Annotated in this window: 16 protein-coding genes; 11 read left to right on the top strand and 5 right to left on the bottom strand. The window is 75.0% G+C overall.

From position 1 onward, the window contains the following. Nucleotides 1-15: 15 nt before the first annotated feature. On the top strand, nt 16-1,527 hold the full coding sequence (locus BLT39_RS13575) for a leucyl aminopeptidase (RefSeq protein ID WP_091064091.1): 1,512 nt from the start codon (nt 16-18) through the stop codon (nt 1,525-1,527). 22 nt (nt 1,528-1,549) lie between these two features. On the opposite strand, the gene BLT39_RS13570 is transcribed toward BLT39_RS13575, so the two are convergent. After that, nucleotides 1,550-1,897: an oxidoreductase gene (locus tag BLT39_RS13570; protein WP_242658387.1), complete on the bottom strand. Its 348-nt coding sequence runs from the start codon at nt 1,895-1,897 to the stop codon at nt 1,550-1,552. 209 nt (nt 1,898-2,106) lie between these two features. Between BLT39_RS13570 and lpdA the strand changes: the two genes are divergently transcribed. The 3 genes from lpdA to BLT39_RS13555 all read left to right on the top strand — a co-directional run bounded on the left by lpdA (nt 2,107) and on the right by BLT39_RS13555 (nt 6,417). Next, nucleotides 2,107-3,486, top strand: coding sequence for a dihydrolipoyl dehydrogenase (gene lpdA / locus BLT39_RS13565; RefSeq protein WP_242658386.1), 1,380 nt, complete (start codon nt 2,107-2,109; stop codon nt 3,484-3,486). Nucleotides 3,487-3,534: 48 nt separating this feature from the next. After that, the gene (sucB, locus tag BLT39_RS13560; protein ID WP_091064072.1) at nt 3,535-5,388 is read left to right on the top strand and encodes a 2-oxoglutarate dehydrogenase, E2 component, dihydrolipoamide succinyltransferase; all 1,854 of its coding nucleotides are present in this window, start codon (nt 3,535-3,537) and stop codon (nt 5,386-5,388) included. A 123-nt stretch (nt 5,389-5,511) separates the two neighbouring features. Then, entirely contained in the window at nt 5,512-6,417 is a 906-nt protein-coding gene (locus tag BLT39_RS13555) for a TIGR01777 family oxidoreductase (RefSeq protein ID WP_091064070.1), read from the top strand. 8 nt (nt 6,418-6,425) lie between these two features. On the opposite strand, the gene BLT39_RS23350 is transcribed toward BLT39_RS13555, so the two are convergent. After that, entirely contained in the window at nt 6,426-8,078 is a 1,653-nt protein-coding gene (locus tag BLT39_RS23350) for a serine/threonine-protein kinase (RefSeq protein ID WP_278246986.1), read from the bottom strand. A 121-nt stretch (nt 8,079-8,199) separates the two neighbouring features. Between BLT39_RS23350 and BLT39_RS13545 the strand changes: the two genes are divergently transcribed. From BLT39_RS13545 to BLT39_RS13535, 3 genes are read left to right on the top strand one after another with little or no spacing between them, the layout of a single operon-like run. Continuing rightward, nucleotides 8,200-9,444, top strand: coding sequence for an FAD-dependent oxidoreductase (locus tag BLT39_RS13545; protein ID WP_091064066.1), 1,245 nt, complete (start codon nt 8,200-8,202; stop codon nt 9,442-9,444). A 9-nt stretch (nt 9,445-9,453) separates the two neighbouring features. Continuing rightward, a complete protein-coding gene (gene lipB / locus BLT39_RS13540; RefSeq protein ID WP_091064060.1) occupies nt 9,454-10,113 on the top strand; it encodes a lipoyl(octanoyl) transferase LipB in 660 nt (219 codons plus the stop codon). Continuing rightward, nucleotides 10,110-10,487, top strand: coding sequence for a PPOX class F420-dependent oxidoreductase (locus BLT39_RS13535; RefSeq protein ID WP_091064059.1), 378 nt, complete (start codon nt 10,110-10,112; stop codon nt 10,485-10,487). Before lipB ends, BLT39_RS13535 begins: the two co-directional genes overlap by 4 nt. Before the next feature lie 48 nt (nt 10,488-10,535). Here the strand turns inward: BLT39_RS13535 and leuS are convergent, their stop codons facing one another. Both leuS and BLT39_RS13525 read right to left on the bottom strand, forming a co-directional pair. Beyond that, nucleotides 10,536-13,388, bottom strand: a complete 2,853-nt coding sequence (leuS, locus tag BLT39_RS13530; RefSeq protein WP_091064056.1) for a leucine--tRNA ligase — start codon at nt 13,386-13,388, stop codon at nt 10,536-10,538. A 219-nt stretch (nt 13,389-13,607) separates the two neighbouring features. Further along, the gene (locus BLT39_RS13525) at nt 13,608-14,537 is read right to left on the bottom strand and encodes an LLM class F420-dependent oxidoreductase (RefSeq protein ID WP_091064053.1); all 930 of its coding nucleotides are present in this window, start codon (nt 14,535-14,537) and stop codon (nt 13,608-13,610) included. A gap of 116 nt (nt 14,538-14,653) precedes the next feature. Here BLT39_RS13525 and BLT39_RS13520 point away from each other — a divergent pair, with 116 nt between their 5' ends. From BLT39_RS13520 to BLT39_RS13505, 4 genes are all read left to right on the top strand, one after another. Next, complete coding sequence (locus BLT39_RS13520) at nt 14,654-16,000, top strand: hypothetical protein (protein ID WP_091064051.1); 1,347 nt, start codon at nt 14,654-14,656, stop codon at nt 15,998-16,000. Nucleotides 16,001-16,077: 77 nt separating this feature from the next. After that, nucleotides 16,078-17,022 (top strand): lipoyl synthase, encoded by a 945-nt coding sequence (gene lipA, locus BLT39_RS13515; protein ID WP_091064047.1) that lies wholly within the window; start codon nt 16,078-16,080, stop codon nt 17,020-17,022. A 36-nt stretch (nt 17,023-17,058) separates the two neighbouring features. Beyond that, nucleotides 17,059-17,841 carry a DUF4191 domain-containing protein gene (locus BLT39_RS13510; protein WP_091064043.1) on the top strand — a complete coding sequence of 261 codons (783 nt, stop codon included), beginning with the start codon at nt 17,059-17,061 and terminating at the stop codon, nt 17,839-17,841. A gap of 52 nt (nt 17,842-17,893) precedes the next feature. Next, entirely contained in the window at nt 17,894-19,012 is a 1,119-nt protein-coding gene (locus tag BLT39_RS13505) for an aminotransferase-like domain-containing protein (protein WP_091064033.1), read from the top strand. Between the two features lie 3 nt (nt 19,013-19,015). Here the strand turns inward: BLT39_RS13505 and BLT39_RS13500 are convergent, their stop codons facing one another. Then, nucleotides 19,016-19,435, bottom strand: coding sequence for an RDD family protein (locus BLT39_RS13500; protein ID WP_091065088.1), 420 nt, complete (start codon nt 19,433-19,435; stop codon nt 19,016-19,018). Between the last annotated feature and the right edge of the window lie 115 nt (nt 19,436-19,550).

Below are 19,550 nucleotides of genomic sequence, written 5' to 3'. Positions count from 1 at the left end.
TTCTAGGGTGTCGGGGTGCCGCCGACGATCTCCGCCACCGACCGCCCGCTCGAGAAGCTGACCGGCGACGCCGTCGTCGTCGGTGTCGGGAAGGGCCCCGACGGGCCCCTGCCCACCCCGGGTGCCGAAGCGGTGGACCGGCTGCTCGGCGGGCGGCTCATGGGGGCACTGGCCGACCTGGGCGCCCGGGGCGGGGAGGACGAGGTGACCCGGCTGGCCACCTTCGGCCAGGGCCCGTTCCCCGTGGTCGCGGTCGCCGGGCTGGGCACGCCCCGCGCCGACGGCGGCTACTCCCCCGACGCGGTGCGCCGCGCCGCCGGTGCGGCCAGCCGGGCCCTGACCGGCCGGCCCGCGGTGGTCTCCCTGCTCGCCGCCGTCGGCGGCGCCCCCGACGACGAGCGGCTGCACGCGGTCGGCGAGGGCGCGCTGCTGGGGGCGTACGAGTTCACCGCCTACAAGTCCGAGCTGCCCGCCGACCGGCCCGCGCCCCCGACGTCGTTCGAGCTCGTCGTCCCCGACGCCGGCGCGGCCAAGGGTGCGCTCGCCCGGGTCCGCGCGGTCGCCGACGCCGTCGCCCTCACCCGCGACCTGGTCAACACCCCGCCCAACGACCTCTTCCCGGCCGAGCTGGCGTCCCGCGGTGCCGCCGCCGGCCGCCGGGCGGGGCTGTCGGTGGAGGTCCTCGACGAGGAGCAGCTGGCCGCCGGCGGCTACGGCGGCATCCTCGCGGTCGGCAGCGGGTCCACCCGTGGGCCCCGCCTGCTGCGGCTGTCCTACCGCGGCCGACGGGCGCGCCGCTCGGTGGCCCTGGTGGGCAAGGGCATCACCTTCGACAGCGGCGGCCTGTCGATCAAGCCCGCGCTGAAGATGGAGGACATGAAGAGCGACATGGCCGGCGCCGCCGCCGTGATCGCCACCGTCTGCCTGGTCGCCGAGCTCGGCCTGCCCGTCGACGTCACCGCCACGGTGCCGATCGCGGAGAACCTGCCCTCGGGCAGCGCCTACCGCCCGGCCGACGTCGTCACCTTCCGCAACGGCAAGAAGGCCGAGATCACCAACACCGACGCCGAGGGCCGCATCGTGCTGGCCGACGCGATCGCCCGGGCGGCCGAGGACTCCCCCGACTACCTGCTGGAGACCTCCACGCTGACCGGCGCGCAGACGGTCGCCCTCGGCGGCCGCACGGCCGGCGTCATGGGCAGCGACGACCTGCGCGACGCGGTCGTCGCCGCGGGCAACCGGGTGGGCGAGCCGATGTGGGCGATGCCGCTGCCGCCGGAGCTGCGCCGCGGCCTCGAGTCGACCACGGCCGACTTCGTCAACGCCAACCCCGACCGGCTCGGCGGGATGCTGGTGGGTGGCCACTTCCTGGCCGAGTTCGTGCCCGCCGGGCTGCCGTGGGCCCACGTCGACGTGGCCGGTCCGGCCTACAACACGGGCCGGGCCTGGGGCTTCACCCCCGGCGGCGGGACCGGCGTGCCGGTGCGCACCCTGCTGGCCACCATCGAGGGCCTCATCGCGGACTGACCGGCGCGGGGCGGTGGCCGGCTCAGTCGAGCTTGTGCTTCTGCCGGGCCGACCAGTCCCGCATCCGCTGCGGGTAGCCGGTGACCTGGGCGTCGTAGACGGGGATGCCCAGGTCACGGGAGAGCGTGCGCCCCACCTCGGGGCCGGCGATGCGCCGCCGCGTCCACTCACCGTCGGCGGCCACCAGCAGGATGGTGGTCTCGGTGACCGCGGTGCGCGGCTCGACGTACCCCTCCACACCCCGGCGGCTGGCCACGAACTGCTCGATGTGGCTGAGGTCGGCCTTGCCCGAGGCCCGGTCCAGGGTGCCGTGCCGGTCGCCCCGGGCGCCCTGCCCGCTCGCCGGCCGACGGCCCCGCAGTCGATCCATGAACCCCACGACCCGCTCCTCCCGTGCACCGCCACCGGTCGGCGCACCGACCGCGCGGGGCGCGCACGACGGCGCCCAGCGGGCCAACGGAGCAGGTCGGGTACGCGTTCCCGACAGGTGGCAGGATGGGGCCCGCACTCCCCCGCACCTGGTCGCGCGGGCACGACCTGCCCGCCGCCGACCGCGCCGCCCTGCACCGAGGAGAACCCGTGAGCGCACCCACCCAGACCGCCGACCTCGTCATCCTGGGTGGTGGGTCGGGGGGCTACGCCGCCGCGCTGCGGGGCGCCGAGCTCGGCCTGTCGGTCGTGCTGGTCGAGAAGGACAAGGTCGGCGGCACCTGCCTCCACCGCGGGTGCATCCCGACCAAGGCCCTGCTGCACGCCGCCGAGGTCGCCGACTCCGCCCGCGAGGGCGAGCAGTTCGGGGTCAAGACCTCCCTGGCCGGCATCGACATGGCCGGGGTCAACGACTACAAGGGCGGCGTCACCGCCAAGCTCTACAAGGGCCTGCAGGGCCTGATCAAGAGCCGCAAGATCAACTACGTGGAGGGCGAGGGCCGGCTGGTCTCCCCGACCGCCGTGGCCGTCGGCGACACCACCTACGAGGGCAAGCACGTCCTGCTGGCCACCGGCTCCTACGCGCGCAGCCTGCCCGGCATCGACATCAACGGCACGACCGTCATCACCAGCGACCAGGCGCTCGAGCTCGAGCGCGTACCGAGCTCGGTGATCATCCTCGGCGGCGGCGTCATCGGCTGCGAGTTCGCCAGCGTCTGGAAGTCCTTCGGCGCCGACGTGACCATCATCGAGGGCCTGCCGCACCTGGTCCCGCTGGAGGACGAGGCGTCCTCGAAGCTGCTGGAGCGCGCCTACCGCCGTCGCAAGATCGACTTCTCCCTCGGCAGCCGGGTCTCCAAGGTCACCCCGGGCTCGGACGGCGTGACCGTCGAGCTGGAGAACGGCAAGTCCTACGAGGCCGAGATCGTGCTCGTCGCCGTCGGCCGCGGCCCGGTCAGCCAGGGCCTGGGCTACGAGGAGGCCGGCGTCGCCATGGACCGCGGCTTCGTCCTGGTCGACGAGTACATGCAGACCAACGTGCCGACCATCTCCGCGGTCGGGGACCTGGTGCCCACCCTGCAGCTGGCCCACGTCGGCTTCGGCGAGGGCATCCTGGTCGCCGAGCGGCTGGCCGGTCTGCCGGTCGTGCCGATCGACTACGCCGGTGTCCCGCGGGTCACCTACTCCGAGCCCGAGGTCGCCTCCGTGGGCCTCACCGAGGCGCAGGCCAAGGAGAAGTTCGGCGAGGTCGAGGTCGTGAACTACGACCTGGGCGGCAACGGCAAGAGCCAGATCCTCAAGACCTCCGGCGCGGTCAAGCTGGTGCGGGCCAAGGACGGGCCGGTCGTCGGCGTGCACATGGTCGGCAGCCGGGTCGGCGAGCTCGTGGCCGAGGCGCAGCTGATCTACAACTGGGAGGCGCTGCCCGACGAGGTGGCCTCCCTGATCCACCCGCACCCGACGCAGAGCGAGGCCGTCGGCGAGGCCCACCTCGCGCTCGCCGGCAAGCCCCTGCACTCGCACAGCTGACCCGACCGTCCCCCTGAACCACCCCTGACCTGAGGAGAACTGCACTCGATGCCGACGTCCGTCACGATGCCCGCCCTGGGCGAGAGCGTCACCGAGGGCACCGTCACCCGCTGGCTCAAGCAGGAGGGGGACACCGTCGAGGTCGACGAGCCCCTCCTGGAGGTCTCCACCGACAAGGTCGACACGGAGATCCCCTCGCCGGCGGCAGGTGTCCTGACCAAGATCGTGGTCGCCGAGGACGAGACGGTGGAGGTCGGCGCGGAGCTCGCCGTCATCGGTGGGGAGGGCGAGGGCGGCGGCGACAGCGGTGGCGCGTCCGCGCCCGCCGAGGAGCAGGCCCCCGAGCCGCAGAGCGCCCCCGAGCCGCAGGCCGACCCGGAGCCGGAGCCGGCCCCCGCGTCCACCGGCGGCTCCGACGGCGTGTCCGGCGGCGGGTCCGGCGAGGGCACCCCGGTGACCATGCCGGCGCTCGGCGAGAGCGTCACCGAGGGCACCGTCACCCGCTGGCTCAAGCAGGAGGGCGACACCGTCGAGGTCGACGAGCCTCTCCTGGAGGTCTCCACCGACAAGGTCGACACCGAGATCCCGTCGCCCGCGGCCGGCACGCTGACCAAGATCCTGGTCGGCGAGGACGAGACCGTCGACGTCGGCGCGCAGCTGGCCGTCATCGGCGGCGCCGGTGGCGGGTCCGCCCCGGCCGCCGAGCCCGCGCAGCAGGAAGAGCCGGCCCAGCAGGAGGACGGCGCCCAGGCCCAGCCCACGCCCGACAAGGCCGAGGTCTCCTCCGAGACCCCGGGTGCCGACTACGGCTCCAGCGGCGCGCTCCCCGCGCAGTCGCCGACGTCGCAGCCGGCACCGCAGGTCGCCCCGCAGGCCTCGGCCCCGCAGGCACCGGCCCCGCAGGCGTCCGCCTCCTCGTCGCCGGCGCCCTCCGGCGACGGCGGTGGCGCCTACGTCACCCCGCTGGTGCGCCGCCTGGCCGCCGAGCACGGCGTGGACCTGGCGTCGGTGTCGGGCACCGGCGTCGGTGGCCGCATCCGCAAGCAGGACGTCCTGGCCGCCGCCGAGGCCGCTGCGCCCGCCGCCGCGGCCGAGTCGGCACCCGCCTCGGCCCCGGCCCCGCAGGCCCCCGCCGCGTCCCGGCCGACCCCCGCGGTGCCCGCGCCGGACACCAAGCTGCGCGGCCGCACCGAGAAGCTGTCCCGGCTGCGCTCGGTCATCGCCAAGCGGATGGTCGAGTCGCTGCAGATCAGTGCGCAGCTGACCACGGTCGTCGAGGTCGACGTCACCCGGATCGCCAAGCTGCGCGACCAGGCCAAGGCCGACTTCGCCGCCCGCGAGGGCGTCAAGCTGTCGTTCCTGCCGTTCTTCGCCAAGGCCGCGGTCGAGGCGCTGAAGGCCCACCCGACGGTGAACTCCTCGCTCGACATGGAGGCCGGCACGGTCAGCTACCACGACGCCGAGAACCTCGGCATCGCGGTGGACACCGAGCGCGGGCTGCTCGTGCCGGTGATCAAGGACGCCGGCGACCTCAGCATCGCCGGGATCGCCCGCAAGATCGCCGACCTGGCCGAGCGGACCCGCACCAACAAGGTCACCCCGGACGAGCTGGGCGGCGGGACCTTCACGCTGACCAACACCGGCAGCCGCGGGGCGCTGTTCGACACCCCGATCATCAACCAGCCGCAGGTCGCGATCCTCGGCACCGGATCGGTCGTCAAGCGCGCCGTCGTCGTGCAGGACCCGGACCTCGGCGAGGTCGTGGCCGTGCGGTCGATGGTCTACCTGGCCCTGTCCTACGACCACCGGATCGTCGACGGCGCCGACGCCGCCCGCTTCCTCACCACGGTGAAGGAGCGGCTGGAGGCCGGCGCGTTCCACGGTGAGCTCGGGCTGAGCTGACCCCACCCGGCACCACCACCTCGGGCCCCGGCGGACTCCGCCGGGGCCCGACGTGCCGTCGGGCCCCGTTGCGGGCACGCTGGTGCCGTTGATCCACCCCCGACCCGGAGGACTCCCCAGACCATGCGCATCGCGGTGACCGGTTCCTCCGGTCTGGTCGGCACCGAACTCGTCGCCACCCTGCAGGCCGACGGCCACGAGGTCCGCCGGCTGGTGCGCCGCACGCCCCGCACCGCCGACGAGCACCGCTGGGACCCGGCCCACCGCCAGCTCGACGACGGCGTGCTGGCCGACGTCGACGCCGTGGTCAACCTGGCGGGTGTCGGCATCGGCGACAAGCGCTGGACCGACGCGTACAAGCGCGAGGTGGTCGACAGCCGCGTCGACAGCACCGCCACGGTCGCGGCCGCGCTCGCCCAGGCCGCGGCCGCCGACCCCGACCGGCCCCGGGTGCTGCTGTCGGCCTCCGCCGTCGGCTACTACGGCGACGGCGGGGACCAGGTGCTCGACGAGAGCAGCCCCGCCGGCCGCGACTTCCTCGCCGACGTCTGCGTGCAGTGGGAGGCGGCCACCGCACCCGCCGAGGCCGCCGGCATCCGGGTGGCCCACCTGCGCACCGGCCTGGTGCTCGCCCGCGGCGGGATGATGGCCAAGATCCGGCCGCTGTTCCAGCTCGGCGTCGGCGGGAAGCTCGGGTCGGGGAAGCAGTGGTGGCCCTGGATCAGCCTGCGTGACGAGGTCGACGCCATCCGTCACCTGCTCACCGCCGACGTCGCGGGGCCGGTCAACCTGACCGGACCCGAGCCGGTCACCAACGCCGCCTTCACCGAGGCCCTCGGCCGCGTGCTGCACCGGCCGACCGTGCTCCCGGTGCCCGGGTTCGCCCTGTCGGCGGTGCTCGGTGAGTTCGCCCAGCTCGGGGTGCTGGCCGGCCAGCGCGCCCTGCCGCGGGTGCTCATGGAGGCCGGCTTCACGTTCACCCACGGCGACGTGGAGTCCGCCCTGCGCTGGGCGCTCGACCAGCACTGACGGCACGCTCACCCGGTCAGCTCCGCGGCGTCGATGCGCCACCCGGCGGTGGTGGCGAGCAGGGTGAGCACCACCGGCCGGTCGCCCCGGCCCGGCACGTCCTGCCCACCCGTCGCCGAGCCCAGCACGTACGGGGGCACCCGGTCGACCAGCCGGACCCGCACCCCGCCGGGTAGGGGCACGACGTCCTGCACGGCCACCACCAGCGGCGCGAACCCCTGGAGCTGCTGGCCCGCGGCGGCGAGCTCCCTCGCCCAGGCGGCGTCCGCGTCGAGCAGCGCGCTGCCCGACGGGTAGACGCCCGACAGCGCCCCGGGGTCCCCGGCGGACAGCGCGGCCGCGCGACGGCCGTACAGCTGCCCGACCAGCTGCGCCCAGCCCGCTGCGCCGGCGGGCGGTTCGGTGCTGTCGACGTCGACCCCCGGCGGCCCGCTGGTCGCGGTGGACGGCCCCGAGCTGACCGTGCCGGGAGGCGCCGACGGGGACGGTGCGGTCGCCGACCCCGACCCCGACGCCGTCGCCGTGCCCGTGCGGGCGGCGGGGACCGTGCCGTCGCCGACGCCGCGGCCCCACTGCACACCGAGCCACCCGGACCCGGCCAGCGCCGCGAGCACCGCGGTGACCACCAGGACACGTCGGACCGCACGGGCCGGGCCACCCCCGCGCACCGGAAGCCGGGCCGCCACCCGCCCCGGCCAGCCGGACCGCCCCCGGGACGGCGCGGGGGCGGCGTGCGCCCCGGGGGGACGCCGGACCTGGTGGGTCAGCTCGGTGCGCGGCACGTACCCGGTGCGGGCGAGCGCCGCGCGGTCCACCCCGGGCGCCGGCAGCGCGATCCGCTCCGGCCGGCAGGCGTGCCGCAGGTCCAGGGCGAAGGCGGCCGCGGTGCCGCGCAGGTGCGGGTGCGGGGAGAGCCCCCGCTGCACGACGGCGACGAGCTCGCCCGGCGCCTCGGGCGCGAGCAGTGCCAGGTCGGGGAGCTCGCCGGACGCCGCGACCACCACCGTCTGCCCGGGGCCCGCGGCGTTCCAGGGCGGGATGCCGGTGAGGGCGTGGAACGCCGCGGCCGCCACCCCGAACACGTCGGACGCCGGACCCGGCGCACCGCCCCGCGCGACCACCGGGTCGACGTAGGGCGGGGTGACCTGGCCGCTGCCCGGCTCCCCCACCGCGCGCGCGACACCGAGGTCGGTGAGCATTGGGCGGCCCTCCGCGGTGAGCACGACGTTGCCCGGGGAGAGGTCGCCGTGCACGATGCCGCGGTCGTGCAGGTGGGCCAGGGCGGCCGCGACGGGGGCGACCGCGGTGACCACCTCCCCGGGGCGCAGCCGCCCGCGCCGGGCCAGGAGGTCGGCCAGGCTGCCACCGGCGAGCAGGTCGAGCACCAGCGCGACCTGCTCGCCGTCCCGGGTGCGCCGGCGCACGACCTCGTGCAGCGCCACCAGGTGCGGGTGCTCGAGACCGGCCAGGACCTCGGCCTCGCGGACCTGCTGCTCGGGGTCTCCCCGGTGCAGCACCTTGACCGCGACCGCGGGGCCGCCGCGGCGCGGCCGGGCCCGCCACACCTCCCCGCTGCCGCCGCGCCCGAGCCGCTCCTCCAGCACGTAGCCGGGCACCACCGGGCAGCGGTCCGGGGTGGCGGGGCGGTCTGCGTCGGGCACGGTCGGCACGGTAGGGCGCCGCGGCGACGCCGACCGGGGTTGTCCACAGGTGCGGCGGTCGTCCACAGCCGACCGGCCGTCCGGGAGGTCGCCGTCGGTGCACCCGCCTAGGTTCAGCGGCATGCCACTCCCACCGCGTGCCGAGGTCGTCGTCGTCGGGGCGGGGCTGGCCGGGCTGTCCGCAGCCGTCCGGCTCGCCGCCGCGGGTGCCGACGTGCACGTCGTCGACGCCGCCCACCACCCCGGCGGTCGGCTCAGCACGGAGGTCGTCGACGGGTTCACCGTCGACCGCGGCTTCCAGGTGCTCAACACCGGCTACCCCCGCGCCGCCGCCGACCTCGACCTGGCGGCGCTGGACCTCGGCTGGTTCTGGACCGGTGCCGTGGTGCGGCACGAGGGCCGGGAGCACCGGGTGGTGGACCCCCGCCGGCACCCCGGCGCCGTCGTCGACACGGTGCGCGCGCCGCTGGGCGGGCTGCTGCACGAGGCCGCCATCGGGCTGTTCTCGGCGCGCGCCGGCTACGCGCCGGTCGAGCGGCTGCTGGCCGCACCGGAGCGCACCGCCGAGCAGGCGCTGCGGGCCGCGCGGGTCGGGGACGCGGCGATGGAGCGCTTCTTCCGGCCGTTCCTGTCGGGGGTGCTGCTGGAGTCCGGGCTGGACACCTCCAGCCGCTACCTGGACCTGGTGTGGCGCAGCTTCGTGCGCGGCCGGATCGGGTTGCCCGCGCGCGGCATGCAGGCCGTGGGCGAGCAGCTGGCCGACCGGCTGCCGGCCGCTGCCCGGCACTGGGGCACGGAGGTCACCGGGGTGACCGGCAGCGAGGTGCGCACGGCGGCCGGCACCACCCGCGCCGACGCCGTGGTGGTGGCCACCGACCCCGGCACCGCGTCACGGCTCCTGCCGTCGGTCGAGGCGTCCGCGCCGCGTCGGGTCACCACCCACCTGCACGTGCTCGCCGCCTCCCCCCGCGGGGTCCCGCTCGTGGTCCTCGGCGAGCCCGGTGGGCAGCTGGTCAACTCGGTGGTGGTCAGCGACGCCCAGCCCGCCTACAGCCCCGACGGCCGGGCGCTGGTGGCCAGCTCGACGTTGGCCCCCACGCGCGAGGCCGACGTGCGCGAGGAGGTCGCCCGCACCCAGGGGGTGGTCACGACCGACCTGGAGCACCTGACCAGCGTCACCGTGACCGGCGCCCAACCGGCCGCCGTACCCCCGCTGCGGCACCGCCGGCCGGTCGACCTCGGCGACGGGCTGTTCGTGTGCGGCGACCACCGCGACACCCCGTCCATCCAGGGCGCCATGGCCAGCGGCGCGCGCACCGCCCGGGCCGTGCTGCGACGCCTCCGCCCCGTCCCGGTGCAGGCATAGGCTGGGGCGGTGAGCGAACTGCAGGTGGTCCGGGCCGGTCTCGTCGAGTACCAGGAGGCGTGGGACCGCCAGCGGGCGGTCCACGCCGAGGTCGTCGCCGGCACCGCTCCCGACACGATGCTGCTGCTGGAGCACCCGCCGGTCTACACCGCGGGCAAGCGCACCGAGCCGCACGAGCGCCCGCAGGACGGCACGCCCGTCGTCGACGTCGACCGCGGCGGCAAGATCACCTGGCACGGCCCGGGGCAGCTGGTCGGGTACCCGATCGTGCGGCTGCCCGACCCGGTCGACGTGGTCGCCCACGTCCGCCGCATGGAGGTCGCGCTCATCGCCGTCTGCGCCCGGTTCGGGGTCGCGGCCGAGCAGGTCGAGGGCCGCAGCGGGGCCTGGGTGCGCGCCGGGTACCAGCCCGGGGTGGGCCCGCAGCCCGACCGCAAGATCGCCGCGATCGGCGTCCGGGTGTCCCGCGGCGTCACCATGCACGGCTTCGCGCTCAACTGCGACCCCGACCTCACCGCCGGGTTCGGCGGCATCATCCCGTGCGGCATCACCGACGCCGGGGTGACCTCGCTGTCGGCCGAGCTGGGCCGCGACGTCCCGGTCACCGAGGTGGTCGACGCCGTCGAGGAGGAGATGCGGGCGGTGCTCACCGCCGTACCGGCCCGGTGAGCGCCCTCCCCGGCAGCCGCTACGTCAGCCTGACCACCTTCCGCAGGTCCGGCGTCGCCGTCCCCACGCCGGTCTGGGCGGCCCCCGACGGCGAGGACCTGGTGGTCTGGACCCGCGCCGACTCCGGCAAGGTCAAGCGGCTGCGGCACACCAGCCGGGTGACCGTCGCCCCGTGCGACGTGCGCGGCACCCTGCAGGGGGACGCCGTCGAGGCACAGGCCCGGCTGCTGCCGCCCGAGGAGTGGCCCACCGCGCTGCGGGCGCTGGCCCGCCGCTACGGCTGGCAGTGGCGCATCACCTACGGCGCCGGCCGGCTGGTCGGCATCCTGCGTCGCCGCGAGCGCCGCGCGGTCATCCGCATCTCCCCCGCCTGAGACCCGCCGCGGCGTGGACCAGCTGAGCTGGTCCACGCCGCGCACCGGTCAGGTCGCGACGACGTTGACCAGGCGGCCGGGCACCGCGACCACCTTGCGCACGGTCTTCCCGGTCAGCAGCTCGGCGATCCGGGCGTCGGCCAGCGCGGCGGCCTCCAGCGCGGCGGCGTCGGCGTCGGCCGGCACGTCCAGCTGGGCCCGCACCTTGCCGTTGACCTGCACCGCGATCTGCACGGTGTCGTCGACCAGGTGGGCCGGGTCGGCCACCGGGAACGGCGCCCACGCCACGGAACCCTCGTGCCCCAGCCGCGACCACAGCTCCTCGGCCAGGTGCGGGGCCAGCGGCGCGACCAGCAGGGTCAGCCACTCGGCCACCTGCCGCGGCACCGGCCCGGACTGCCCGTACACCTGGGTCAGGTGGTTGGTCAGCTCGGTGGTGCGCGCGATGGCGATGTTGAACCGCAGCGTGGTCATGCCGTCGCGCACGCCGTCGACCGCCCGGTGCAGCACCTTCAGCGTGTCGGCGGAGGGCTCGGTGTCGGCGGCGCGCACCTCACCGGTCTCCTCGTCGACCACCACGCGCCAGATCCGCTGCAGCAGCCGCTGCGACCCCACGACCGCCTTGGTCTCCCACGGCCGGGACTGCTCCAGCGGCCCGGTGGACATCTCGTACACCCGGAAGGTGTCCGCGCCGTAGGCCCCGATCATCTCGTCGGGGGTCACCATGTTCTTCAGGCTCTTGCCGATCTTGCCGTACTCGCGGTTGACCGGCTGCCCCTCGAAGAAGAACGCGCCGTCCTTCTCCACCACCTCGGCGGCGGGCACGTAGAAGCCCCGCGCGTCGGTGTAGGCGTAGGCGGAGATGTAGCCCTGGTTGACCAGCCGGCGGAAGGGCTCCTCGGAGGAGACGTGGCCCAGGTCGAACAGCACCTTGTGCCAGAAGCGGGCGTACAGCAGGTGCAGCACCGCGTGCTCCACGCCGCCCACGTACAGGTCGACGCCGCCGACGTCGCCCTCCGCGCGCGGGCCCATCCAGTAGGCCTCCAGCTCCGGGTCGACGAACCGCTCGTCGTTGCCCGGGTCCAGGTAGCGCAGGTAGTACCAGCACGACCCGGCCCAGTTGGGCATCGTGTTGGTCTCCCGGCGGTAGCGGCGCGGCCCGTCGCCCAGGTCCAGCTCGACCGTCGTCCACTCGGTGGCCCGCGACAGCGGCGGCTCCGGGGAGGACGTCGCGTCGTCGTCGGCGAAGGTCTTCGGCGAGTAGTCGTCGACGTCGGGCAGCAGCACCGGCAGCTGGTCGGCGGGGACGGCGACCGGCAGGTCGGCGTCCGGGCCGTCGACGGCGTAGACGACCGGGAACGGCTCGCCCCAGTAGCGCTGCCGGCTGAACAGCCAGTCGCGCAGCTTGTAGGTGGTGGTCGACTCGCCGTGCCCGTGGGCGACCAGCCACTCGGTGACGGTCGCGATCGCCGCGGCCTTGTCCAGCCCGTCCAGCTGCACGTGCTCGTTGGAGCTGTTGATCATCGGGCCGGCACCGGTGTACGCGCCGCCCTCGAAGCCCTCCGGCGGCTGCACGGTGCGCACGACGGGCAGGCCGAACACGTCGGCGAACTCGAAGTCGCGGGTGTCCTCACCCGGCACGGCCATGATCGCGCCGGTGCCGTAGCCGGTCAGCACGTAGTCGGCGACGAACACGGGCAGCTCGCGGCCGGTCAGGGGGTTGGTGGCGTGCGCCCCGGTCCACACACCGGTCTTCTCCCGGCCCTCGGCCTGACGGTCCAGCTCGCTGCGGCGGGAGGCCTGCAGCTGGTAGGCCGCGACCGCCTCCGCCGGGGTGGCTGCCCCGCCGGTCCACCGCGGGTCGGTGCCGTCGGGCCACGCGGCGGCCGTCAGCGAGGAGACCAGGGGGTGCTCGGGGGCCAGCACCAGGTAGGTGGCGCCGAACAGGGTGTCGGGCCGGGTGGTGAACACCTCGATGTCACCGAACCGGATCCGCGCGCCGGTCGAGCGGCCGATCCAGTTGCGCTGCATCTGCTTCAGCGAGTCCGACCAGTCCAGCCGGTCCAGGTCGGCCAGCAGCCGCTCGGAGTAGGCGGTGATCCGCATCATCCACTGGGTCAGCGGACGCCGGAAGACGGGGAAGTTGCCGCGCTCGGAGCGGCCGTCGGCGGTGACCTCCTCGTTGCTCAGCACGGTGCCCAGGCCGGGGCACCAGTTCACCGGCGCCTGGTTCAGGTAGGCCAGCCGGTGCGCGTCCACGACGCGGCGCCGCTCGACCGCGTCCAGGGACGCCCAGTCGCGGCCCTCGGGCAGCGTGCCGGGCGCGGGCTGCCGGGTACCGGCGTCCAGCTCGGCCACCAGCTCCTCGACCGGGCGGGCCCTGCCGGCGACGTCGTCGAACCAGGCCCCGAAGATCTGGGTGAAGATCCACTGGGTCCACCGGTAGTAGCCCGGGTCGATGGTGGCGAAGGTGCGGCGGCGGTCGTGGTCGACACCCAGCCGGCGCAGCTGCGCGGAGATGGCGGCGATGTTGGCCTCGGTGGTCACCCGCGGGTGCTGGCCGGTCTGCACGGCGTACTGCTCGGCGGGCAGGCCGAAGGCGTCGTAGCCCATCGGGTGCAGCACGTTGTGGCCGTCCATGCGCAGGAACCGGCTGGTCACGTCGGTGCCCAGGTAGCCCAGCGGGTGCCCGACGTGCAGCCCGGCCCCCGAGGGGTAGGGGAACATGTCCATCAGGAAGGCCTTGGGCCGGTCGGCGACGCGGTCGAAGCCCTCGCTGAGCGTGCCGGTGGGGTTGGGCGTGGCGAAGGTGCCCTCGGCCTCCCACCGGTCCTGCCAGGCCAGCTCGATCTGCTGGGCCAGCTCCGGGGTGTACCGGTGCGGGGGGACGGTCTCGCTCATCGTCGTGGCTCCTGGGTGTCGCTGCCGGTGGGTGGGCATGAAAAAACCCCTCACGCAGGAGGGGTCGCCGTGCTGACGTGCGGGGAGCTGGTCAGCACGGCCTCGGAAGGAGCAGGCCACCGGTCACGGGGCGAGGTTACCCCGCACCCCCGGCCGGATCCGTACCGGGAACGCACCTCGTCGGCCGGGCGGGCCCGCGTGCCCGCCCGGCGCCGTCGGTCACCCCAGCTGCGGAGCCACCTGGGACGCGACCAGGTCCAGGTGGTCCAGGTCGGCCAGGTCGAGCACCTGCAGGTACACCCGGGTCGCGCCCGCCTCGGCGAACCGGCCCAGGGTGTCCACCGCCTGCGCGGGTGACCCGGCCACCCCGTTGGTCACCAGCTCCTCGACGTCCCGCCCGATCGCCGCCGCCCGGCGGGCCAGCTCCGCGTCGGTGCCCCCGACGCACAGCACCAGCGCGGAGCTGAAGGTCATCGTGGCCGGGTCGCGGCCGACGTCGGCGCAGGCGGCCCGGACCCGGTCGAACAGGCCCGCGGCGTCCTCGGCCGAGGCGAACGGCGTGTTGAACTCGGTGGCGTGGCGGGCGGCCAGCGCCGGCGTGCGCTTCGCGCCGCGGCCACCGACCAGCACCGGGATGCCGCCGTCCTGCACCGGCTTGGGCAACGCCGGGGAATCGGTGAGCGTGTAGTGCTCGCCGGTGAAGGAGAAGGTCTCCCCCGCCGGCGTCGACCACAGCCCGGTGATGACCTCCAGCTGCTCGGCGTAGCGGTCGAAGCGCTCCCCCAGCGGGGGGAACGGGATGCCGTAGGCGGTGTGCTCGGCCTCGAACCACCCCGACCCCAGGCCGAGCTCCACCCGGCCGCCGCTCATCTGGTCGACCTGGGCCACCGCGATCGCCAGCGGCCCGGGCAGCCGGAAGGTGCCCGCGGTCATGAGCGTGCCCAGCCGGATGCGGCTGGTCTCCCGGGCCAGCCCGGCGAGGGTCAGCCAGGCGTCGGTGGGGCCGGGCAGGCCGTCCCCGCCCATGGCCAGGTAGTGGTCGGAGCGGAAGAAGGCGTCGAAGCCGGTCTCCTCGGCCCGCCGGGCGACGGCCAGCAGGTCGTCGTAGGTGGCGCCCTGCTGGGGCTCGGTGAACACGCGCAGCTGCATGCGGCCCAGGCTGGCAGGCCCACCGTCGAGCCGCAGGTCACAGGTACCGGTCTCGGGGTGTGGCCCGGGACCGATGCGGGCAGGATGGCCGCAACGATCAACCCGGAGGTGCGTAGGTGTTCCGCAAGAAGAGCCATGCCCAGGTCATCGGCGACGAGCTGCAGGAGGGCCTCGCACACATCGGCACGGCGGTCAGCGAGGCCGGCCGGGCCACCGCCGAGCACCTCGGTCCGCGTTACGAGGCCGCGGCGAAGTCCGCCCAGAAGACCCTCGAGAAGGACGTCGCCCCCCGCGTGGAGGCCGCCGTCGCCGCTGTCGCCCCGAAGCTGGAGGCCGCCCGCGACGCGATCGAGCCGCAGCTCAAGAACGCCCAGAAGTCGCTGGCCCCCCAGCTGAAGAACGCCCAGAAGGTGTACGAGAAGGACGTCGTCCCGCGCCTGGAGGCCGCCCGCGAGGCAGCCGCCGCCGGCGTGGCCACCGCGGTCGCCGCCGCCGGGCCGAAGCTCGCCGACGCCCGCGACGCCGCCGCCCCCAAGGTGGAGGCCGCGGTCAAGAACGCGCAGAAGACGCTGGAGAAGGACGTCGTCCCGCGCGTGCAGAGCACCGTGGTGCCGGCGCTGACCCAGGCCCGCGAGTCCGTCGTCGCCACCCTGGAGTCCGCGCGCGGCGAGCTCGGCACCGCCGCAGCCGCCGTCGGCGGAACCGTGGCCACCGCCGCCGAGCAGGGCGGCGAGCGCACCCGCAAGGCCCGCAAGGAGGCCGCCGAGCGCGCCGAGCAGCTGCAGAAGGACGCCGCCGCGCGGGCCAAGGCCGCCAAGAAGCAGGTCAAGGCCGGCCGCTCCGACGCCGTGGCCGCCGCCGAGGCCGCCCGCGACGTCGCCGCCGCCCGGGTCGCCGAGCTGCGCGCCGCCGCCGAGTCCAACCGCAAGGCGGTGACCAAGAAGGCCGACAAGCTGTCCAAGAAGGCGGAGAAGCGCCGGAAGAAGCTGGCCAAGACGGCGGCCAAGACGACCAAGGACGCCCGCAAGCAGACCCTCGTCACCACCCACGAGCTCGCCCAGCGCGTCGGCATCGAGAAGAAGCCCCGCCGCTGGCCGTGGCTGCTGGTCGCCCTCGGCGTCGGCGGGGTGGCCTTCGCCGCCGTCCGCCGCGCGACCGCGGCCGACGACCCGTGGACCCCCGCCCCCACCGGCGACGGACCGGTGCCCGCCTACCGTGAGGACCCCGTGCCCAGCAGCCCCAGCACCCCCGCCGACGAGTCGGTCGAGCCGACCGAGGGCGGCCAGGCCGTCTCCACCGCCGAGGACGCCCCCGGCGACGCCACCCCCGAGAGCACCGACCTCGGCTGGCGCGACGGCAAGCACCACGATGCCCAGTCCACCTCCCCCGACGCCGCGCCCCAGGTCAACCCGGTCCCGACCGAGGAGACGCTGAACAAGCCGCCGCTGGGCCGCGAAGGCTGAGCAGCACCCGCACGACGACCCGAGGGGGCGTCCCGGCCGACCGCCGGGGCGCCCCCTCGGCGCGTACCGTGGGGATCATGAGCGCGACGATCGAGCCTGCCGGGCGCAAGCTGCTGCGCCTGGAGGTGCGGAACTCCCAGACCCCGATCGAGCGCAAGCCCGACTGGATCAAGACCCGGCTGCGCACCGGCCCGGAGTACACCGAGCTCAAGTCGCTGGTGAAGCGCGAGGGCCTGCACACCGTGTGCGAGGAGGCCGGCTGCCCCAACATCTACGAGTGCTGGGAGGACCGCGAGGCCACCTTCCTCATCGGTGGCGACCAGTGCACCCGGCGCTGCGACTTCTGCCAGATCGACACCGGCAAGCCCGCTGAGTTCGACCGCGACGAGCCCCGCCGGGTCGCCGAGAGCGTCGCCACGATGCAGCTGAAGTACGCCACCGTCACCGGCGTGGCCCGCGACGACCTCCCCGACGGCGGCGCCTGGCTCTACGCCGAGACCGTCCGGCAGATCCACGCCCAGATCGAGGGTTGCGGCGTCGAGCTGCTCATCCCCGACTTCAACGCCGACCCCGACCAGCTCGCCGAGGTCTTCTCCTCCCGGCCCGAGGTGCTCGCGCACAACGTCGAGACCGTGCCGCGCATCTTCAAGCGGATCCGCCCCGGGTTCCGGTTCGAGCGGTCGCTGGCCGTCATCACCGCCGCCCGCGAGGCCGGCCTGGTCACCAAGTCCAACCTGATCCTGGGCATGGGCGAGGAGCCGCACGAGGTCACCGAGACGATGCAGGCCCTGCACGAGGCCGGCTGCGACCTGCTCACCATCACCCAGTACCTGCGCCCCAGCCCCCGCCACCACCCCGTCGTCCGGTGGGTCAAGCCGCAGGAGTTCGTCGACTTCTCGGCCCAGGCCGAGGAGATCGGGTTCGCCGGGGTGCTCGGCGGCCCGCTGGTCCGCAGCTCCTACCGCGCCGGCCGGCTCTACCAGCAGGCCATCGCCGCCCGCGGGCTCACCCCGACCAGCTGATCCACCCCGGCCGACCCCGGGCCTATCCTGGGCGGCATGGCCCGCAGCAAGTCCACAGACGCCCCCACCCCCGCGACCAAGCAGGGGAAGGGCGCGACGGCGGCCAAGCTCGGCAAGGACGGCAAGCCCAAGGTCGGCCGGCTGACGAAGATCAAGACCACGCTGCGTCAGGTCGGTCAGGCCTACAAGCTGACCTACAAGAACGACCCCAAGCTGCCGTGGTTCATGCTCATCGCCTTCGTGGTGGTCGCCGCGGTGGTCGAGCTGATCGCCGTCCTGTTCGACGCACCGCTGCTGTTCATCCCGATCGCGGTGCTGATGGGTGCCCTCGCGGCGCTGATCGTGTTCAGCCGCCGGGCGCAGGGCTCGGCCTACCGCCAGGTCGAGGGCCAGCCCGGCGCCGCCGCCTGGGTGCTCGAGGGCATGCGCGGTGACTGGCGGGTCTCCTCCGGCGTCGCCGGCACCCCGCAGATGGACGCCGTGCACCGGGTGCTGGGCCGGCCCGGCATCATCCTGGTCGCCGAGGGCAACCCGCAGCGGGTGCGCGGGCTCATCGCGCAGGAGAAGCGCCGCATCGCCAAGGTCGTCGGCGACACCCCCATCTACGACATCACCGTCGGGGACGACGAGGGCCAGGTGCCGCTGAAGAAGCTGTCCTCCCACGTCATGAAGCTGCCGCGCAACCTCGACGGCGCCGAGGTCAACAGCCTGGGCAAGCGGATGAACGCCCTCGGCGGCGCCCGGATGCCCATCCCCGGCGGGCCGATGCCCGGCGGTCGCCAGATGACGGTCAGCCAGCGGCAGATGCGCCGCCGCTGACGGCGGGCACCACCGGGAGCACCGGGGCGGGCCGTCGGGGAGACTGTCCGCCGTGACCAGCTCCCCCGCCGTCCGTCCGGTCTCCTTCGCGCGTGGCGCGCCGTCCACCGACATCGTCGACGTCGAGGGCCTGAAGCAGGCAGCCGTCGACGCCTTCACCGCCGACCCGGCCGGGATGACCGGCTACGGCACCGCGGTGGGCTACCCGCCGCTGCGGCAGTGGATCGCCGACAAGCACGGCGTCCCGGTCGACCACGTGCTGGTCACCAACGGCTCCATGCAGGCCGACGCCTTCCTCTTCGACGAGCTGGTCACCCCGGGCACCGCGGTGCTGGCCGAGCGGCCGACCTACGACCGCACGCTGCTGGGCCTGCGGCAGCGCGGTGCCGACGTCCGGCTGGTGACGCTCGAGGAGGACGGGATCGCCGTCGACGAGGTGGCGGAGCTGCTGGCCGGTGGCCTGCGGCCGGCGCTGGCCCACGTCATCCCCACCTTCCAGAACCCCGCCGGGTACACCCTGTCGCTGGCCAAGCGGGAGCGGCTGCTGGAGCTGGCCCGCGAGCACGGGTTCCTGGTGTTCGAGGACGACCCCTACGTCGACGTCCGGTTCAGCGGGGAGCCGCTCCCCCGGATGCTGGAGCTCGACGGCGGCGCGGCCAGCGAGCACGTGGTCTACGCCTGCTCGTTCTCCAAGACCATCTGCCCGGGGATCCGGGTGGGCTACCTGGTCGGGCCGCCCGCACTCATCGCGAAGGTCCGGGTGCGCGCCACCAACACCTACATCGCCCCGAACATGGTGGCGCAGGGGATCGTGCACGCCTACCTGACCGGCGAGCGGTTCCCGGCCGCGCTGGAGCGGGTGAAGTCCGCGCTGGCCGAACGGGTCGGCGCGCTGGACGCCGCGCTGCGCGCCCACCTGCCCGAGGCCACCTTCCGCCGTCCCGAGGGCGGCTACTTCCTGTGGGTGTCGCTGCCGGCCGACGCCGGGCACGACGTCGCCCGCATCGTCACCGAGGCGGCCGACCGGGGCGTGGCGATCGTGGCCGGCACCGACTTCCTGCTCGGGGGCGGCGAGAACTCCTTCCGGCTGGCCTACTCCGCGGTGCAGGTCGAGGACGTCGAGGACGGCGTCCGGCGGCTGGCCGAGGCGGTGCACGCCGCCCGGGGGTGACCCTCAGACGCGACGGATGACCGCGGTCTGCGTGAGCCGGTCGTGCAGACCGCGGCCGTCGCCGTCCACGACCAGGGCCGGCACCAGCACCATCAGCAGCGCGGTGCGGACGACGGCCCGCCACGGCGCCACCCGCTCACCCTGCCGGGGGTGCGCCAGCTGCAGGCCCAGCAGGGCGTGGCCGGGCGTGCGGCCGACCAGCACCAGCGAGCCCACGGTGATCAGCCCGAAGGCCAGCAGGCTCCAGTTCTGCGGCAGCCGCTGCAGGACCAGCCCCGCCACCACGGCCGCCACCAGGACGTCGACGGCGAACGCGACCGCGCGGGTGCCGAAGGGGGCGACCGAGCCCGGGCCGTCGGCCGGCAGCCCCAGCGCCGCGCCCCGGGCGCGGCTCTGGGAGGGTGTGCTCTCGTCCCCGGCCATGCCGCCAGCGTAGGCGCGCGACACGCCGGGGCCGCTGTAACGGATCGGAAACACACGGGACACCGGCGGGCAACCGCCCGCTCGTAGGTTCCGGCTCGGCCGTCCGCCCACTCCC

This window comes from Klenkia brasiliensis (assembly GCF_900100695.1).
GTDB lineage: Bacteria > Actinomycetota > Actinomycetes > Mycobacteriales > Geodermatophilaceae > Klenkia > Klenkia brasiliensis.
This window is presented reverse-complemented; position numbering and strand designations above follow the sequence as displayed.